Raw genomic sequence first — 18222 nt, forward strand, 5'->3', positions numbered from 1 at the left:
GACGAGGTCATACCCCACGAACGCTACTGGCTTTGGGCTTGGGAAACAGGTTGTCCAGGGTTTCCAGCAACCGCACGTGATAGATCGGTTTACGGAACAGGTCCAGCACCTGCAAGCGCAGCATGTCGCTGACGTCCTCCATGTCCGCATGCCCGGAGGTGACGATCACCGGCAGATGCTGGCGTGAGGTGTGCTCACGCAGGCGCTTGATCAGCGACATGCCGCTTTCTTCCGGCATGCGCAGATCGGTGATCACCAAGGCGATATCGGGATGGCGGGTGAGGTGATGAAGGGCGAGTTTTACCGATGTCGCGGTATGACAGGTGAAGCCTTCGCCCTCCAGTAACTCCGCAAGTTCCAGCAGTGCGTCCTCCTCATCGTCGACGAGGAGCAACTGCTGGCGTGGAGAGTGTGAGGAGTTCATAGGCAACACCTGCAATGGACTGAGTGCTGACGGTAGAACCCAATGGCTGCATTGACAAGTTATCCGCCAAGTGCGGTCTGGATCTGGGTCAGAATCGCGGTGACACGAGTGCCGATGCCTGAACCGAATGCGGCAATCACCAGCGCCACCAGACCGACCACCAACGCGTACTCGATGGCAGATGCGCCTTCAGTGTCTTTGGCCAGACCTTTGAAAAATGCGGTCGTGGATTTGATCTTTTGAACAACGAGGGGATACGACATGAGAATTCTCCTTGAGCACGCCAGGTGTTGCGCGTTCGCAACATGATTTCCCTGTGCCAGCATCAGCATTGTCGGCATTCCTCGACCCTACAACTGTAAGAACGGATTAACACTTAAGTAGTAGTCGGCCGTTTGACGGCATAAAACGACGTTTGGCGCTTTAGGCCTCTACTTTCGTTGGATATTTCAGCCTTCGTAATGGCGTTTTGTTCGGGCTGCGCTACCGTCAAATAGCGAAATAGTTACTTGTTCATAGCTGCCTGATTGCGAAGTTATCTCGTTGAACGTCACGGGTCATTGCAAGAGAGACAAAGCGCAGCGGGAAAGGGAGAGCCGTCATGAACAGTCGCATCACTTTGGGTCTGGCCGGATTGTTCCTGGTGGGCGCCATCATTGCCGGATATTGGGGGCTGACATTGAGCCGGCCAACGGTGGCCGAACCGGTCGCCGCACCTGCCGTGGTACCGGTCGTAACACCCGCCACCAAGGCCGAACCTGTGGAAGACCCTACACGCCAACCCGTCGTGGTGCTGCTGCGGGACATCGCACCGTTCGTGAAAATCACCGCGGCCGACGTTGCCGTGGAGAAACTGCGCACGGCGCCCGCCGGTAGCCTGGGCAAGGTTGATCAAGTCATCGGCCGCACGCCGTGGCGCCCGTTGAGTGCCGGCAGTTGGCTGAGCGATGAAAGCTTCGAGCCGGGCAGCCAACTGGCACGGATGATTCGTCCCGGTGAGCGCGCACTGGCCGTGGCGGTGGATGAAGTGATCAACGTCGGTGGGCAATTGGCGCCCGGCGATTACGTCGATGTGCTGCTCTTCCTGCGCAAGGACGAAAGCAATCCGCAGGCCTCGGCGCAACTGGTGGTCCCGGCGGTGCGGGTGCTCGTGGTCGGCAGCCAGAGCGGCCTGACCAACGACGGCCAGCCAAGCAGCCCCGCGCGCAGTGACGATGAACGATTGAAACAGGAACAGCAACGCATGGCTGCACGCAGCGTGGTGCTGGCCGTGCCTGAACCGTTGCTCAACCGCTTGATGCTGGCCTCCGGCGCCGGGGTGTTGCGCTTGGCAGTGCGCAGCGCCGATGAGCAACAACTGGCGAAATACTGGGCTGGCGAAAGTGATGTCGCCACCCGTCTCGACACGCCGCGCCGCGACCTGCTCGAGTTCAGCCAATTGTCCCTGGCGCCACCGCCCAGACCACTCGCGGTGGCCGGGCAACCGACGGCGCGCAAACCCACCGTGGAAGTCATCCGCGGTGCCGAAAACGCTCAACCCACTCCCTGATTCGAGCAAGGACGCCTTTACATGCGCACACGCTTTACGCCCCTGTTCAACGGCTTGTTCCGAGCCTCGCTGCTGAGCGTCGCCTCGATCGGTACGGCCGTCGCCGCCGCGAGCAACTGCGCCGCCCTCGGTCCGTTGCCGGCGACATTGGAAGTTGGCGAAGGCCTGCAACAGTCGCTGCAATCACCCGTGGCAATCACCCGGGTGGCGGTGGGCGACCCGAAAATCGCCGACGTGCGCGTCACCGGCGATCAAGGCATCTTGCTCACTGGCGTCGCGCCCGGCGCCACCACGCTGATGATCTGGAGTGCCTGCGCCAGTGCTCCGCGCCAGAGCATGGTGTTCGTGCAGGGCAAGGCGAGTGCGGCGATGAAGGCGGTTTCATTGCCGGCCTCCGACGACCCGGGCCTGCCCTCGCAAGTGCAGACCGACATTCGCTTCGTCGAAGTCAGCCGCACCAAACTCAAAGAGGCCGGCACGTCGATTTACGGCAAAGGCTCAAACAACTTTTTGTTCGGTGCGCCCGGTACCGTACCCAACACCGGGGTCACGCCCGGCGTCGTGCCACTGAACAACATCGACCCGCGCATTGCTGTGCCGAGCATCCCGTTGGCCAACGACATGTTCAACATCGTCTGGGGTGGCGGCAGCAGTAAATTCCTCGGCATCGTCAACGCCCTGGAAGGCAGCGGATTTGCTTACACCCTGGCGCGCCCGAGTCTGGTGGCGTTGAGCGGGCAGAGCGCAAGTTTCCTGGCCGGTGGTGAAATCCCGATCCCGGTGCCAAGCGCCAACAGCAACAGTTACTCGATCGAGTACAAGGAATTCGGCATCCGCCTGACCCTGACGCCGACGGTGGTCAGCAATGACCGCATCGCCCTCAAGGTGGCGCCGGAAGTCAGCGAGCTGGATTACAACAACGGCGTGACCATCGGCGGCACCAAAGTACCGGCCTTCACCATCCGCCGCACTGACACCAGCATCTCGCTGGCCGATGGCGAGAGCTTTGTGATCAGCGGTTTGATCAGCACGCAAAACGCCTCCCAGGTGAACAAGTTTCCCGGCTTGGGCGACATCCCGATACTCGGCGCATTTTTCCGCAATTCCTCGATCAATCGTGAAGAGCGCGAACTGCTGATGATCGTTACGCCGCACCTGGTTCAACCCTTGGCCGTCAACGCGCCATTGCCGTCGTTGCCCGGTGAAAAGCTGCGCAACTACGACCCGAACTGGTATCGCCTGTACTTCCTCGAAAACGGCAACTTCGATAAACGCAGCGGGTTATCGCAATGAGCCAGAGCCTCAGTCAGACCTTCCTCGCCATCACCCGCAACGACACCGATCTTGAGTGGTTGCAAGGTGCGCTGGCGCCCCTCGGTCAGGTGGTCAGCGCCGGGGGTGGCAGCCTTGACGAGCTGCTGGCGCTGGTCGACGTGACCTTCGCCAGCCTGGTCTTCGTCGGGCTTGATCGCGATCATCTGGTGGCCCAGAGCGCGTTGATCGAAGGCGTACTCGAAGCCAAGCCAATGCTCGCCATCGTTGCCCTCGGTGACGGCATGGACAATCAGTTGGTGCTCAACGCGATGCGCGCCGGGGCTCGGGATTTTGTCGCCTACGGTTCCCGCTCCAGCGAAGTCGCCGGGCTGGTGCGGCGCCTGAGCAAACGTCTGCCAGCGGTCACGCCGAACGCCCAGCTCGGTGGCTTGACCGTGCTCTATGGCGTGCAAAGCAACGCCGACGGTGCACTGCTCGCCAACCACATGGCGCTGGTCGTGCAGAAGAGCGGCCAGCAAACCCTGCTGCTGGATCTGGGCTTGCCGCGTGGTGACAGCCTGGCCTTGCTCGGGCTTGAGAGCTCGTTCCATTTCGGCGATGCGCTGCGGCACTTGCGGCGGCTCGACGCAACCCTGATCGACAGCGCCTTCACCAGCGCAGAAGCCGGTCTGCGCATTCTTGCCTACGCGCATGGCGACGAACCGCTGGAACGCACCAGCGCCGCCGAGTTGTACATGTTGCTCAGTGCCCTGCGCCAACACTTCCAGCACATCGTCGTCAACCTTACCGGCCAGCCCGACAGCGAGGCGCTGCGCACCTTTGTCAGTCATTGCGACAAGCTGTTGTGGTACACCGACCAGAACGTGCTCGACTGTCGGCGCAACCTCGCCGTGCTCAATCTGTGGCGCGAAAAAGGCATGAAACTCGACCACGGCCGACTGCTGGTGGATCGCTACCTGCGCAACGTTGCACCGGACTCCGAAACCCTCGGCAAGACCTTCGGCCTGGAGGTGATCGCGGTACTCGCGTTCAGCCCGGAGATCCGCCTCAACGCGAAAAACCAAGGCGTGACCCTGTTCGAACTGGCCCCGCGTGAAGCCATCAGCCAGAGCCTGCGCACCCTCGGTGAACGCCTGGCGAAACGCTCAGAAGGCCTGGCCAAACCCAAGGCCAACTGGTTCAACCGCTTGCGAGGTACCTCATGACCGGCGAACAGCTGTTCGGCGGGCCGCAGCGCCATGCCTCCGGCAACACCGATCACGACGGCCTGAAACTGGTGCTGCACCGCTACATCATCGACGCCATCGAGGAGTCCGGGAAAAACCTGCTGGAGGGCTCGCGGCAGGTGTTGTCGCAATTTGTCATCGACAAGGTCGCCGAATACATTGCGCGCCTGCATCTGGCGATTTCCCGTTATGAAATGGAGCGTCTGGCGGAAGAAATCGTCGATGAACTGACCGGCTTTGGCCCACTGGAAGTGCTGCTGCGCGACAACGCGGTGACCGAGATTCTGGTCAACGGTCCGCACCGGGTGTTCATCGAACGCGATGGCGTGCTGCATCTGAGCGATTTGCGTTTTATCGATGCGCATCACGTCGAGCGGGTCATGCAGCGCATTCTGGCGCCGCTGGGGCGGCGTCTCGACGAGTCGTCGCCAATGGTCGATGCGCGCCTGCCCGATGGCAGCCGGGTCAACGCGATCATCCCGCCGATTGCCCTCGACGGGCCGTGCCTGTCGATCCGAAAATTTCGCAAGGACATGCTCAAGAGCACCGACCTGATGGCGATGCAAACCATCGATCAGGCGATCTACGACTTCATCGAAGAAGCGGTGGGCAAGCGCTGCAACATCCTCATCAGCGGCGGTACCGGTACCGGCAAAACCACGTTGCTGAACATCCTCAGCCAGTTGATCAATCCCCACGAACGTCTGGTGACCATCGAGGACGTTGCCGAATTGCAGCTCGACCATCCCCACGTCGTGCGCCTGGAAACCCGTCCGCCCAACGCCGAAGGCCACGGCGAGGTGAAGGCCAGCGACCTGATTCGCAACGCCCTGCGCATGCGCCCCGACCGGATCATCCTCGGCGAGATTCGTGGCGTCGAAGTGGTCGACGTACTCACCGCCATGAACACAGGCCACGACGGCTCGATGAGCACCGTGCACGCCAACAATGCCCAGGACGCCTTGCTGCGTCTGGAAACCCTGGTCGGCCTGACCGGGCGCACCATCGCCGAACGCACCCTGCGTCAGATGATCTGCGCCGCGCTGGATGTGGTGATTCAACTGACGCGCATGCCCGACGGGCGCCGCTGCGTCAGCGAAGTGGTGGAGGTGGTCGGCGTGCGTGACGACGTCTACGTCACTAACACCCTGTTTCGCCTTGATCGGCGCACCGGCTTCGGCTTTCTCCGCGAGGCGGTCAACCCGGCGGGCGACAAGTTGCGCCGTGAACCGACGCTCGCGCACTGAGGGCCAACGGCATGCTCAAACCGCTGTTGCTGATCGTGATCTGCCTGGTCTTGCTCGGGCTGTCGCTGCGGATGTTTTACAACGGCTGGCGGCAGGGCGGTGCCGAGCGGGTGCTCGACCGGCTCAATCAGGGGCAACCCCAACTGACGACGGATTCACCACGCTGGGCCGGCCTTGAACGGGCCTTTTTGCGCGCCGGACTGGGCCGCCCGACCGAGCGCATCGGTGTCTGGCTGCTGCTCTGGGCTTTCGCGATGCTCATCGGTTTTGCCTTGGCCGGATGGATCGGTCTGCTGGTGCTGATCGTGTTGCCACCGCTGGCGTTGCGCGTGTATGTCAGTTGGCGCTACCAGCGCCGGTTGCGGCGCATGATCGAACAACTGCCGCAATTGCTCGATCACACCGTGCGCAGTTTGAAGTCCGGGCGCACCCTCGCCGATGCGGTGCTCGGTGGCATCGAGGCCAGCGAATATCCACTGCGAGACGCCATGGGCCGGGTCCAGCGCAACGTGCAGTTGGGCGTGAGCCTGCCGGACGCCGCGTCGGATCTGGCGGAGCTTTACGAGCGTGATGAGTTTCGCCTGTTTGCCCTCGGACTCAAGGTCAATCATCGCTACGGCGGCAACGCCAGCGAGTTGCTGGAAAACCTCATCAAGATGATCCGCGAACGTGATCAGGCCTCGCGCCAGTTGCGCGCCATGACCGGCGAAACCCGCCTCACGGCGTGGGTGCTGGGCTTGCTGCCGATCATCATGGCCGGGTACTTCCTGATGGCCAATCCGATTTACCTGGTCGCCATGTGGCACGACCCGTCAGGGCAGCGGATGCTGGCCACGGCGTTCGGCATGCAGGTGATCGGCAGTCTTATCCTCTGGCGGATGCTGCGCAGCCTATGACGACGCCCCTGATGATCAGCGCCGCGCTGTTGCTCGGTGCCGCGCTGTTGCTGCTGGTCAGCCTGTTGGAACAACGCCGCCGCACCCGGCAGGTCAGTCGTCGACTGGAGGGCGATCTGTTACGGGAAAACCGCTTCGGCAACCTGTTGCAGGTGTTGGGCGACAGCAAAGTCGGCCAGCGCAGCGTCAAACTCGACAACGAAACGCAGAATCTGCTCAACCGTCTGGGCTGGCGCAGCGCGCGCCAGCGCTCGTTGTTCGCCGCCTGCCAGATCGGTTCGCCGCTATTGCTGCTGGCGCTGACGGTGTTGCTGCAATCGGTGTTTTTCCCCACCGTGGAAAAACAGTGGATCGCGCCGCTGTTCGCCCTCGGCGTCGGCTACCTGTTGCCCAAGCGACTGCTGGTGATTGCGGTCGCCCGGCGGCAGAAACAACTGGCGACCGAAATCGGCACATTCATTCCGCTGCTGCGCATCCTTTTCGAATCCGGCATGGCCGTGGAGCAGGCACTGCGTGTCCTCAGCCATGAGGGCCAGGCCTTGCTGCCAGTGCTGACTCAGGAACTGCGTCTGGTGCTGGCGCGGGTCGATTCGGGTCTTGAACTGGGCGAAGAACTGAACAAGGCCACGCAATTGCTGGCGGTGGATGAGTTCACCGACACCTGCGTGATCCTCCAGCAATTGCTGCAGCAGGGCGGTGGCGCGATGAAGTCGCTGCTGTCGCTCAAGCAATTGCTCGATGACCGACGCCTGACGCGTCTGCAGGAATACATCTCGAAGATGTCCGCGAAAATGTCCGTCGTGATGATGCTGTTTCTCTTCCCGGCGTTATTGATTGTCCTCGCCGGCCCGGGCTTCACTGCCCTGGCCAAAGCGTTGGGTGCATGAAGGAGTAGTGATGAAAGCAATGATTGCAGGTGCCTGTTTGCTGTTGCTCGGGGGCTGTGCCAATACCGGGCAAAATCCTTGGGAGGCGCTGACCAGCAGCGCCAGTTGCGGCAAGTTGAGTTCCGATCAGCAACTGTCGCTGAACCTGGCCGATGACATGGCCAATGACGGCAAGCTGCACGCCAGTCTGGCCAACCTGCAAAGTCTGCCGGACAACCTTGCCGATGTGCGTTTGCGCAAGGCCAAGGTCTATCGCCTGCTCGGTCGCAGCGAGGCCGAACCGTTGTATCGCAGCCTGCTCGGCACCTGCCTCGCCGCCGAGGCCGAGCATGGTCTCGGTCAACTCGCCGCAGCGAAATCCGACTACGGCCAGGCGCAGGCGCACCTGCAACGCGCCGCACGGTTGGCGCCGACCGACGAAAAAATCCGCAACGACCTCGGTGTGGTTTACCTCAACCAGTTGCGCATCGAAGACGCACGATTCGAATTTCTCACCGCCATGGAACTCAAGCAGAGCGATCAACTGGCCGCGCTGAATCTGGTGACGCTGTTGCTCTATCAGGACGACTGGAACCGCGCCGCCGAACTGGTCAGTCGTCTCGGCCTGAGCCCGGCACAGTTCAATGAGGCGCAGAGCCGCGCAGAAAAACTCAAAGTGCCAAACCGCGCCACCGTCGCCGTCACAGCGATGCTCAAGTCAGGAGAGCTGTGATGAAAATCGCAATTTTTTGCCTGGGCTTGCTGGCCCTGCCGCTGACCAGCCACGCCATCGACGCCGGCCCGGCCTCGGCCCAGCAACAGGAAACCGAAGGCTGGCTGCAACTGCAGAGCCGCAACAAAGTCGCCTCGCCGAAAGTGCAAACGGCCACGCCGACCGAGCGTGAACTGACCATGCAGCGCTGGCTGAAAAGCTATCAGCACGAGATCCCGCAGTTTTTCGATCAGGAGCAGGGCGGCAAGGTCGACAGTGGTTCGGGGGGCGGCGGCTGACGGTTTTTCAGCAGGTTTACCGCGTTATCGTTCATCGCGAGCAGGCTCACTCCTACAGGGGAATGCATTCCAAATGTAGGAGTGAGCCTGCTCGCGATGGGGCCTTTCCATTCAACCCTTCAATTGCAGTTGTTTAATAATGTGTGGAATTACCGGAACCGTCCCACAAGGTTTTCAGGTTGTCCGTCGGACGTGCGCTCACTAGTCTTGGGCTGTCGCTGCTAATTCAGCGACCGGGTGTGGAAACCTGCTTTCAAGTAGTTGCTTTGCATCAGCACCGTAATCGTTGCCGACGTCTTCGTTCGTCTGCAAACTGCGTCGCGGCGGCTGTGCGTGGGCAGACTTCGGTCTGGCCGGTTGCCTACTTATCGGTTTTCCACCCCGCGTACAGCTGCCACCTTTTTATCGTGTGGAAACGATCGGTAGGTGGCTCCAACAGCCAAGTAGGAGTTTTTTCATGGACAAACTGATCCCGACCCACCCCTCGAAACCACAACCCCGCTCGAAGAAATCCTGCGCGCCGAGGACCAGGCCAGAAACCGCGAAGCCATCAAACGCGCCCTCGATTTCTACCTGTGCCCCAATCCCGCCAAACCCCGCCAGCCGAGCACGATGTTCCTCGTCAATCCGAACGTCGACACCGAAAGCCTGCTCGCCCACGCCTGTGAATCACTGGCCAGTGCCAGCACGGCGACCAGCAACTTCGCCAATGAACTGAGCGGCACGCAGCGCAGCACGGTGTTGGGCATCCAGCAGGTTGTCATGCTCGCCGAACTGGCGGTGAACCGCGCGCTGGACCGGGTCGATCCACAGACCTGATCCGCAGGGATACCGCGTTATCGTTCATCGCTGGCTTGCCAGCGATGAGGCCCTTTCAGCCAACCCAATGTTTGTTGCCTGCCCGATCTGCGTGGGAGCCACTGCGGTGGGCTATCTGAAATCTGACGCCACCGCATTGACATTTTAATGGTGTCGAAATGATGGCTCGTGTAGATTGCGCCGCGCCCGGATCAGATGAACTGGTGGGCCGGTAGGGATGCCAAAGTGAATGTATGAACCCTGCTGAAACTGTTTTTAATGTTTTGGAAGGGAATCTCGCTTGAACACTTCTTGCCTGCGCCGCTCGTTGCTGGCGCTGTCCGTTGCTGCTGCCACCGTCAACACCCCGGCTGCCTTGGCTGTCACGCTCAATTACGATCTGAGTGGCGGGCCACTGGTCAGCATCAAGCAAAATTATGACTTCCTGAATCTCGTCGGCTCGATCAACGTCGTGGAGAGCTCGCCGTCGGCAATGACCAGTGCCGCGCGGTTTTCCGGGTCGCGGGTCAACGCTGAAATCGTCAACAAAGCTGCGATCACGATTGATGGGGCCACCCACGGTGTCGGGATCGACATCGATTCAGCGGGCATTTCCTGGGTCGAGCTCGACTCCAACTTCACAAATCAAGGCTCTGTCACCCTCAACGGTCTGGCCAACAGTGGCGAGTCGACGGGGATCGCGGTGAGGGACATGCCGATCACCGGCAACTTCATCAACTCAGGCGCTATCAGCGTGACCGGCAACAATGCGACAGGGGTTTCGCTGATTGGCACGACCATGGGCAACGGCGTGATCAACGAGGGCGCCGGCGCCATCGTGGTCAGCGGTAACAATGCTCGTGGCATTTATATGCAGAACACCTCGCAGTCCATGCCTATCTTCAACGCCTCGACGATCAAGGCTACCGGCAGTGGCTCAGAAGGTTTGACGTTGAACGGGGCAGCGTTTGTGCCGAAGCCTGGCGGCAATACCGACGGCCTGTTCAACCGGGGCATCATTTCCGGCGAAAGCATCGGTATCCATGTGAGCAATCAACCGGCGGCGCAAGGCTCGTTCAATATCACCCTCGCCGGGGGATTGATCGAAGGCCGGACTGCGGCGATTCAAGTGGACGATGGGCACAGTTATTTGTACTGGTGGGGCGGTGACGTCAAAGGTAATTTGCTCGGCCTGTCCGGGGTGTCGGTCGATGGCGAAGTCGACTTCGACGGTTCGCTGATCAAGTCAGGTTACGTGGCGATTCAGGAAGCTACATTAACCTTGATGCAGCCTCACACCACGATCATCGGCAATCTGGACATGGAGGAAGCCGACTCGAATATCGCGATGTCGGTCGGCAATGACACCGACATCAATCGGCCCATTCTGACTGTCACTGGCACCACTGAAATCGCACCGGGCGGCCACTTGCAGTTGCAGGCACGCACCAACGATTTCCGCACTGCCGCTGCAGGCAACCGTTACACCCTGATCAGCTCGGGCAATCTGGTCGGCGGAGAAAATCTGAGCGTGGTGTCGACTTCCGCGCTGCTGGATGTAAAAACCTTTGGCGTCGAAGGTAACGACATCAAGGCGCTGGTCAGCACCAAGTCGCAGGATGTCGTGACGGAAAACACCCTCAATGCCGGCGGCAGTCGTAACGCGGCAACGGCAGTGAGTCGCCTGTCCGGCCTGATGTCACGTATCAACGAGCAGGATCCGGTATTCCAGACCTTCGCCAATGCCAGCACCGATGCGCAACTGGCGCGCCTGTCAGAAAACCTCAGCCCGGATGTCAGCCGTGGTGTGCTGCACGCCGCCACCAACAGCCAGACGCTGGTCTCCGGGGTGATCAACGAACGCTCCAGCCGCGTACGCAATGCAACCGGCTCGAGCGAAAAAGGCGTGTGGCTGCAAGCCTTGAGCAACGACGCCAATCAGGACGAACGTCGCGGCGTGTCGGGTTATGACGCCGACAGCCACGGGATTGCCGTGGGTGCCGACGGCCAGTTGAATGCCGACACGACTTTGGGTCTGGCTTACAGCTACCTCGATACCGACGTGAAATCCGACCTGGGCAGCAAGACCCAAGTCACCGGTCACGCGCTGACGGTCTACAGCAACTGGGTGCATGACAACTGGTTCGTCGACACCTCGCTGATGTACGGCTGGAACGACAACGAGTCCAAGCGCTACATCGCCGGCACTCGAGCCAAGGGTGATTACGACAGTGATGTGTTTGGTGTCAGCGCTCTCGCCGGTTACAGCCTGCGCCTGATGCCGGATGTCGTGCTAGAGCCGCAAGTCGGTGCACGTTATGCCAACGTGGGCATGGATTCATACCGCGAGAAGGGCAGCGCCGCCTCGTTGAATGTCGGCAGCCAGCGTTACGAAGTCGGTGAGTTGGGCATGGGCGCGCGCCTGGCCGCTGCGTTCGCGGTGGGCGCCGGCAGTCTTGAGCCTGAAGCAAAACTCATGGCCTGGCATGACGTGATTGGTGACAAGGTGGCGACCCAGTCTTCGTTTGTACAGGGCGGCGACTCGTTCACCAGCCGCGGCACCACGCCGGTACGTGACAGCTATGAATTGGGCCTGGGCGCGAACTACCGGATGGGCGCGTGGAGTGTCGGCGGTTCGTACAACTACGTGACGGCCAGCGGATTTGATTCCGATGGCTTCACGGCGAAGGTGCGTTACGCGTTCTGATCCAGCCTCGGCACCGCGTTATCGTTCATCGCGAGCAGGCTCGCTCCCACAGGGGAATGCATTCCAAATGTGGGAGCGAGCCTGCTCGCGAAATCGGTCTGACAAGCGCCGCACCTTCTACAACTGATAACTGAAGCTGATGCTGTAACGCGCCCGGCGATTGAACGTATCCAGCGCTTCATCCGACATCGCCTTCGCTGCCTCCAGCGCAATGTTGTAGTACTTGGCGTCGCCGAACCTCAAGCCCACCGCCGCCGACGACAGGTTGTTGGCCTGCACCGGCAATTCATTGAACCAGCTGCGCGAGCGATCAAGCACCACGTACGGTTGCAGGATGCGCACCCAGTTGCCGTCGCGATTGAAACTGTAGTTGACCTCGTAAGCCACCCCCCAGCCCTTGTCGCCCGATGCCTGATCATCGGGATAACCGCGCCCGAAATTCTGCCCGCCGAACACCGCGCGCTCGCTGTCGGGGAGGGTGTCGTCGCTCCAGTACAACGCCGCCGACAGCACGCCTTGCCAGTTGTCGAAGAACTTGTCGCTCTGCACACCTGACAGGCGCACGCGGAAGAAGTCGAGGTCGATGGCGTTGTTGTTGGTCTTCGCGCCCATGCTGTCGAGGCCCTGGTACACGCCACCGCTGAGGATCCGCAGCTGCCGGGCATCGGCCTTGCGCCAGTCGCTTTCGAAGGCGAGGGCGCGGATGTCGGTGCGTTCTTCGACGCTCAGCGGGTAGCCGATGACGTTGTAGCGAGTCTTGTCATTGACCGCGTACAGCCGCGCTCCGGCGGTCAGCAGTTCGTTGGAAGCGGCGATCAGCGGCAGGGTGAAGCCGATCGAATAGCGGTCGTTCTCGCGGTGCGGTTTGAGCTGTAGGCCGTTGTCCAGCAGCACGTTGGTGCCGGGGTCGGCACGGTAGCGTGACGCGGACAGCGCGAGTTGTGTGCCTTCGGCATCAAGGAACTGGTTGTAGTCGAGGCGGTAGTAATGTTCTTTGTCGTCACCTGGCGGAAACAGACCGCTGAGGCTCAATTGCTCGCCCATGGACGTCTGCGAGTTGCTGCTGACACCGAGCAATGCCTGCGTGCCGTTACGGTTGTCTTCGGTGGTGCTCAAGGTGCTGGTAAACGGTTTGCGGCTGGCCTGGGCAACCAGCGTCGTTGCACCGTCGGTGGTGCCCGGCGGTGGCACTTGTGCCTGGATCGTCACGCCGGGGATGCGCGTCATCAACGTGGTGTAGCGCTCGAACGTCTTGCGGGTCAGCGGCCGTTCGGCCTGGATTTTTGCTGCCAGTTTGTCGAGCAGGCCTTTGACCCGGCCGACATCACCCTGCATCTGCACGTCCCGCACGTAACCTTCAACCAGTACGACGCGAGCCACGCCGTCGTCGAAATTCTGTTGTGGCAAGAATGCGTAGGACAGTAGATAGCCGTCCTGCTGATAGCGGCGGGTGATGTTGCGCGTTGCTTCGATCAACTCGGCGAGGCTGGTCTGATGGCCGATCAGCGGTTTGTAATTGTCGGCCAACTCATTCAGCGGATAGATCGTGCCGCCCTCGATCTGAACGGTTTTGAGATTGACCTTGGTGCTCATCATCAACGGTTGCGCGGCAGCCGCACCGGGCTCTGGCACTTGCAGCGGCGCGGCAGCCGGGCGATAGGCATCGGCCGGCAGGTTCGGCACGGGCAGGTTGCGGATGGTTTCGTTGCTGTTGAGAAAACTGGGCAGGGTGTCGGCGAGGGCAGCGGAACTGAGACTGAGGAACAGCAGGGACGCCATAACGCGCATAGGACACTCCGTGGTCAGGTCGCAGCTCGAGGCTGTTTTTTCCTAAGAAAAAAGCGGAAGACTCGTGGGAATCTTCCGCCCTCAACCAAGCGTAGGCGCTGTAGGTGAGGCCGTCGAATCGGCCAGGTGCAATTTAGCGTTTGTTGCCTCCCAGGGCGCCGGTCAGGCCGCCGATTACTCCGCCCAGACCGCCCGTGGTGCCGCCGGTTGCGGTGCCGCCGTTGACCAGCCCACCCACTGCTGCGACGGTACCGCCGACGTTGTTGACCAGACCTCCGACGGCTGTGGTGACCGGGTTGTTGGTGGCGGCAATCGCGCCGCCCAGATTGCTCACCGCACCGCCGACCTGATTGGTAAGCCCGGCGACTGGCGAGCCGAGACCGGTGGTGGCGCCGACATTTTGGGTCAGGCTGGTGACTGCGCTGGTGACTGGATTCAGGCCTGCACCGACGGTGGCCCCGACAGTGGCCAGTGGCGAAGTCGTTGCCGTGATCGGTGAACCCGAACCGCCGAGCACGGTGTTGAGCGAAGCGACGGTGTTACCCAGTCCGCCTGCGGTAACGCCACCGGCACTCACCACGCCGTTGGTATTGCCGGCGTTCAAGCCAGAGCCGACGTTGACCACTGCGCCGCCCACGGTTTGCAACAGACCCGTGCCGCCGAGGCCGCCACCCAGTCCACCGCCGACCCCGCCGCCAGTCCCGGACCCGGTGCCGTTGGATACCAGACCGCCAGCCTTGCCGACGGCGGTACCTGTGTTACTCAAAGCACCGCCGAGGGTGTTGGTCAGCGCGTTGCCGTTGCCGGCATCAGTCACCTTGTCGCCGACACCGTCCACGGTGCTGCCGACTTTCTGGATCACGCCTTTGAGTGGGTCGCCCAGACCGGTGGCATCGCCGATTTTGTCGGTGGTGCTTTCAACCATGGCGATCACCGGCACCAGGCTGGCGCCGACTTTATCGGTCAATTGGCTGGTTGGACCATTGGTCAGCGTGGTGTCGAGGGTATTGCCGAGCATGGTGACTTTCTCGCCAACGCTGTCGAGCACTGGTGCGACTTTGGTGACCACGCCGCCGACCACGGGAACGCTGCCGGTGGCGGTCGCCAGTTTGCCGCTGAGGTCGGACACGCCGTTGCCGACGTCCGTGACAACACCGCCGACCGAGGCCACGGTGGTGGTCAGGCCTTTAGGGTCGGTGGACAGTTTGCCGACGCCATTGGCGATGCCATCGCCCAGCGTAGTGACAACGTTGCCAGCGGTGTTCGCCGCGCTCTGCACCACACCGCCGACCACCGGCACGGTGCTCAGTGAGTCACCAATTTGACCGACGCCATCGCCGACACCGCTGACGGTTTTACCGACATCCTGCACCAGCGTGGTGGTCACCAAAGGTGTGGTGGTTGGATTGGTCGGATTAGTAGGGTTAGTCGGATCCGTCGGGTTGGTTGGATTGGTCGGGTCAGTGCCACCGGTTCCGCCGGTGCCTCCCGTACCGCCAGTGCCACCGGTTCCGCCAGTACCGGCGGTATCACCTGTGCCTCCGGTACCTCCAGTGCCACCCGTGCCAGCGGTGCTGCTGTCCGGCGAAGAACTGCCGGAACTGCTGTGATGGCCGCCACCGCCGCTGCTGCAACCGGCGAGGCCGAGGGAGAGAATCAATGCCAGAGCGATTGCTGATTTGCACCACACGTCTTGAGTTTTCATGATCGAGATTCCTTGCACCTGTCACAACGTTCGTTGCCTTCGATGGCTCACCGATCTGTCGCCGGTGATGCCTCGTCCGTTGTGTCAATCTCAGCCCGGGGGCAGGGAGCCGACCATTCTCAAGTTGGTATTAACGCCTTTATATATAAAGTGAAATCCAGCGCCTAAGGACTAATACCCACGGTATAAACGGGCAAAAAAAAGCCTTGAAAATCAAGGCTTGGTGTTTGTCGAGGAAGGAGGAAAGGAGCGGAAAAACTTAAGTGATATATACACAATTTACGGGTCGGCCCCAGTCTCCAGTGCGTTGAAAACGCTGTGGTGACAGGGAGCTTTTGTGATGAGGGGATTTCCTTCGCACAATTGCTGTGTTTGCCACCCACCTTTGGAGTCAGGCGATCGGCTGCCAATTCCCCACCATGTGCTCCAGATCCCCCGCACCCACCAGCCGCAACTCGCCACTGGAGCCCGCTTCGCTTGCCAGCAACGTCACCTCGCTCGGCAATCGCACCGGTTTGCGAAAGTGCACCGTGACTTCCAGATTGGCCTTGGGCAAGTGATTCGCCAGCGCCGCGAGTGTGCGGGCCTTGTTCCACAAACCGTGGGCGATGGCCGTGGGAAAACCGAACAGTTTCGCACTCGCCGCGCTCAAGTGGATCGGGTTGTAGTCGCCCGACACCTTGGCGTATTGCCGGCCAATGTCGGCCGGCGCTTGCCAGTGCGCCACTTCAGTCAGCGCTTGCGTCGGCTGCCAATGTTGTTCGACGGCTTCACCGTCAAGCTTCACCCCGCGACAGAGAATCTGGCTTTCGGCTTGCCACAACGGTCCGAGCTGATCATCCAGCGTGGTCAACAAATCGAACGTCACCCCCTTGGGATGCGGTTGCAGATTAGTCACGCGCACGCTGACTTGCGCCCGACTGATCCCGCCCATCGGCCGCAGCACGCGAATGCGGTTGCTCAGATGAATCAGTCCCAGCAGCGGAAACGGAAAATCCCTCGCCGTGAGCAATTGCATCTGCAAGGCAAATGCGAGGATGTGTGGATAAGTCGGCGGCAGCAGACCGTCGTCGGTAAAACCGCAGACCTTGCGATAGTCCGCCAGGCGTTTGCCATCGACATCGACCCAGCAGCGCAAGCCGCTGTCAGGCAGTTGCGTGCCGGTAATCTTGCGTCGTGTTGCCGCCCGCGCATACAAACCGGGCAGACCCGGTTCGCGATCCAGTGTGTGCCATTCGATGCTCATGCCTAGGCCCCCAGAACACTTTGTCCACAGACTCGCAGCGCCTGCCCGGTGAAAGCGCCGGTGCCCGGTTGCGCCAGCCACGCGACGGCCTCGGCGACGTCCTGCGGCAAGCCGCCCTGGCCGAGGGAACTCATGCGCCGTCCGGCTTCACGCAGGCCGAAGGGAATGTGCGCGGTCATCTGCGTTTCGATGAACCCCGGCGCCACGGCGTTGATGCTGATGCCGCGTTCCAGCAGCGTCGGTGCCCAGGCCTGGGTCAGACCGATCAGGCCAGCCTTGCTCGCGGCATAGTTGGTCTGCCCGCGATTGCCGGCGATGCCGCTGATCGAGGCGAGCAGGATCACCCGCGCATTATCTTTCAGCGTGCCGCTGTCGAGCAGGGCTTTGGTCAGCACCTGCGGCGCGTTGAGGTTTACCGCCAGTACCGCGTCCCAGAACTCCGGGGTCATGTTCGCCAGTGTCTTGTCGCGAGTGATCCCGGCGTTGTGCACGAGGATGTCGAGGCCGTCGGGCAACTGTTCGATCAGTTGCGTGGCAGCGTCTTCGGCGCAGATGTCGAGGGTGATGCTGCGGCCGCCGAGCCGTGCGGCGAGGGCTTCAAGATCCGTCTTGGCTGGCGGCACGTCGAGCAGAATGACCTCGGCGCCATCGCGCGCCAGGGTTTCGGCAATCGATGCGCCAATGCCGCGTGCCGCGCCGGTGACCAGCGCCTTGCGCCCGGCCAGTGGCCGCGTCCAGTCAGTGACCGGCGTTGCGCATGCCGTCAGGCGAATCACTTGTCCGGAAACGAAAGCACTTTTCGGCGAAAGGAAAAACCGCAGCGGGCCTTCGAGTTGCTCTTCGGCGCCTTCACCGACGTAGATCAATTGCAGCGTGCCGCCGCTGCGCAATTCCTTGGCCAGCGAACGGGAGAAACCTTCCAGCGCCCGTTGTGCACTGGCGGCGAACGGATCACTGAGGGTTTCCGGGGCGCGGCCGAGGATCACCAGATGCGCGCTGGATTCGAGGTTTTTCATCAGTGGCTGGAAGAACTCGCGCAGCTGTTTGAGCTGATCGGTCTGTTGCAGATGGCTGGCGTCGAACACCACCGCCTTGAGTTTCGGACCGAGGCCCGGAATCCATTCGGTGGCGCTCGCCGGTTGCTCGCCGTAGCGGTAAATCCCCTCGGTCAAACGATTGGCGAAGGCATTCACGCGTTCGGCCAGCGGCCCGCCACCGATCAGCAGCGCACCCTCCACCGGCCGCAGGCGTCCGGCCTGCCAGCGCTCCAGTCGCACCGGCGCCGGCAGGCCCAGAGCACCGACCAGACGATGGCCGATGGACGAGTTGGCGAAGTCGATATAGCGGTCAGACATGGAACGCTCTCCAAAAGTTGGGGTTCAAAGTGTGGACTACCAACGGCAATCAATCGTTCGATCCACGCAATAAGGCCTACGCTAGAACAGCAGAGTAGACCACTGACCCTGTGGGAGCTGGCTTGCCAG

The 18222-nt window shown here is 61.4% G+C and carries 15 protein-coding genes and 1 pseudogene; 10 read left to right on the plus strand and 6 right to left on the minus strand.

Features of this window, described 5'->3' with window-relative positions; translation table 11 throughout:
- Positions 1-7: 7 nt before the first annotated feature.
- Together ACIOWE_RS16915 and ACIOWE_RS16920 are read right to left on the minus strand one after the other, a co-directional pair.
- Complete coding sequence (locus ACIOWE_RS16915; RefSeq protein WP_401393528.1) at positions 8-424, minus strand: response regulator; 417 nt, start codon at positions 422-424, stop codon at positions 8-10.
- A gap of 59 nt (positions 425-483) precedes the next feature.
- Positions 484-687: a Flp family type IVb pilin gene (locus tag ACIOWE_RS16920; protein ID WP_401393531.1), complete on the minus strand. Its 204-nt coding sequence runs from the start codon at positions 685-687 to the stop codon at positions 484-486.
- 338 nt (positions 688-1025) lie between these two features.
- Here ACIOWE_RS16920 and cpaB point away from each other — a divergent pair, with 338 nt between their 5' ends.
- The 10 genes and pseudogenes from cpaB (at position 1026) to ACIOWE_RS16970 (ending at position 11999) form a co-directional block, all read left to right on the plus strand.
- Complete coding sequence (gene cpaB, locus ACIOWE_RS16925) at positions 1026-1973, plus strand: Flp pilus assembly protein CpaB (protein ID WP_401393533.1); 948 nt, start codon at positions 1026-1028, stop codon at positions 1971-1973.
- A 21-nt stretch (positions 1974-1994) separates the two neighbouring features.
- Positions 1995-3266 (plus strand): type II and III secretion system protein family protein, encoded by a 1272-nt coding sequence (locus tag ACIOWE_RS16930; RefSeq protein WP_401393536.1) that lies wholly within the window; start codon positions 1995-1997, stop codon positions 3264-3266.
- Entirely contained in the window at positions 3263-4453 is a 1191-nt protein-coding gene (locus tag ACIOWE_RS16935; protein ID WP_401393539.1) for a pilus assembly protein, read from the plus strand. Before ACIOWE_RS16930 ends, ACIOWE_RS16935 begins: the two co-directional genes overlap by 4 nt.
- The gene (locus ACIOWE_RS16940; protein ID WP_401393541.1) at positions 4450-5721 is read left to right on the plus strand and encodes a CpaF family protein; all 1272 of its coding nucleotides are present in this window, start codon (positions 4450-4452) and stop codon (positions 5719-5721) included. Before ACIOWE_RS16935 ends, ACIOWE_RS16940 begins: the two co-directional genes overlap by 4 nt.
- A gap of 11 nt (positions 5722-5732) precedes the next feature.
- A complete protein-coding gene (locus tag ACIOWE_RS16945; RefSeq protein WP_401393543.1) occupies positions 5733-6617 on the plus strand; it encodes a type II secretion system F family protein in 885 nt (294 codons plus the stop codon).
- The gene (locus ACIOWE_RS16950; protein WP_401393545.1) at positions 6614-7504 is read left to right on the plus strand and encodes a type II secretion system F family protein; all 891 of its coding nucleotides are present in this window, start codon (positions 6614-6616) and stop codon (positions 7502-7504) included. Before ACIOWE_RS16945 ends, ACIOWE_RS16950 begins: the two co-directional genes overlap by 4 nt.
- Before the next feature lie 10 nt (positions 7505-7514).
- A complete protein-coding gene (locus ACIOWE_RS16955) occupies positions 7515-8216 on the plus strand; it encodes a hypothetical protein (RefSeq protein ID WP_401393547.1) in 702 nt (233 codons plus the stop codon).
- The gene (locus ACIOWE_RS16960; RefSeq protein WP_401393549.1) at positions 8216-8494 is read left to right on the plus strand and encodes a DUF3613 domain-containing protein; all 279 of its coding nucleotides are present in this window, start codon (positions 8216-8218) and stop codon (positions 8492-8494) included. The genes ACIOWE_RS16955 and ACIOWE_RS16960 overlap by 1 nt, the downstream gene beginning before the upstream one ends.
- A gap of 457 nt (positions 8495-8951) precedes the next feature.
- A pseudogene (locus ACIOWE_RS16965) lies at positions 8952-9313 on the plus strand (DUF6124 family protein).
- Positions 9314-9593: 280 nt separating this feature from the next.
- Positions 9594-11999, plus strand: a complete 2406-nt coding sequence (locus ACIOWE_RS16970) for an autotransporter outer membrane beta-barrel domain-containing protein (protein ID WP_401393551.1) — start codon at positions 9594-9596, stop codon at positions 11997-11999.
- Between the two features lie 117 nt (positions 12000-12116).
- On the opposite strand, the gene ACIOWE_RS16975 is transcribed toward ACIOWE_RS16970, so the two are convergent.
- The 4 genes from ACIOWE_RS16975 to ACIOWE_RS16990 form a co-directional block, all read right to left on the minus strand.
- Positions 12117-13787 carry a ShlB/FhaC/HecB family hemolysin secretion/activation protein gene (locus ACIOWE_RS16975; RefSeq protein ID WP_401393554.1) on the minus strand — a complete coding sequence of 557 codons (1671 nt, stop codon included), beginning with the start codon at positions 13785-13787 and terminating at the stop codon, positions 12117-12119.
- Positions 13788-13920: 133 nt separating this feature from the next.
- A complete protein-coding gene (locus tag ACIOWE_RS16980) occupies positions 13921-15492 on the minus strand; it encodes a collagen-like triple helix repeat-containing protein (RefSeq protein WP_401393557.1) in 1572 nt (523 codons plus the stop codon).
- 391 nt (positions 15493-15883) lie between these two features.
- Positions 15884-16738: a MaoC family dehydratase gene (locus ACIOWE_RS16985; protein WP_401393559.1), complete on the minus strand. Its 855-nt coding sequence runs from the start codon at positions 16736-16738 to the stop codon at positions 15884-15886.
- A 2-nt stretch (positions 16739-16740) separates the two neighbouring features.
- Positions 16741-18093, minus strand: a complete 1353-nt coding sequence (locus tag ACIOWE_RS16990; protein WP_401393561.1) for a 3-oxoacyl-ACP reductase — start codon at positions 18091-18093, stop codon at positions 16741-16743.
- Positions 18094-18222: the final 129 nt, after the last annotated feature.

The sequence above is a fragment of the Pseudomonas sp. NPDC087598 genome (assembly GCF_044743525.1).
In the GTDB taxonomy this organism is placed as follows: Bacteria; Pseudomonadota; Gammaproteobacteria; order Pseudomonadales; family Pseudomonadaceae; genus Aquipseudomonas.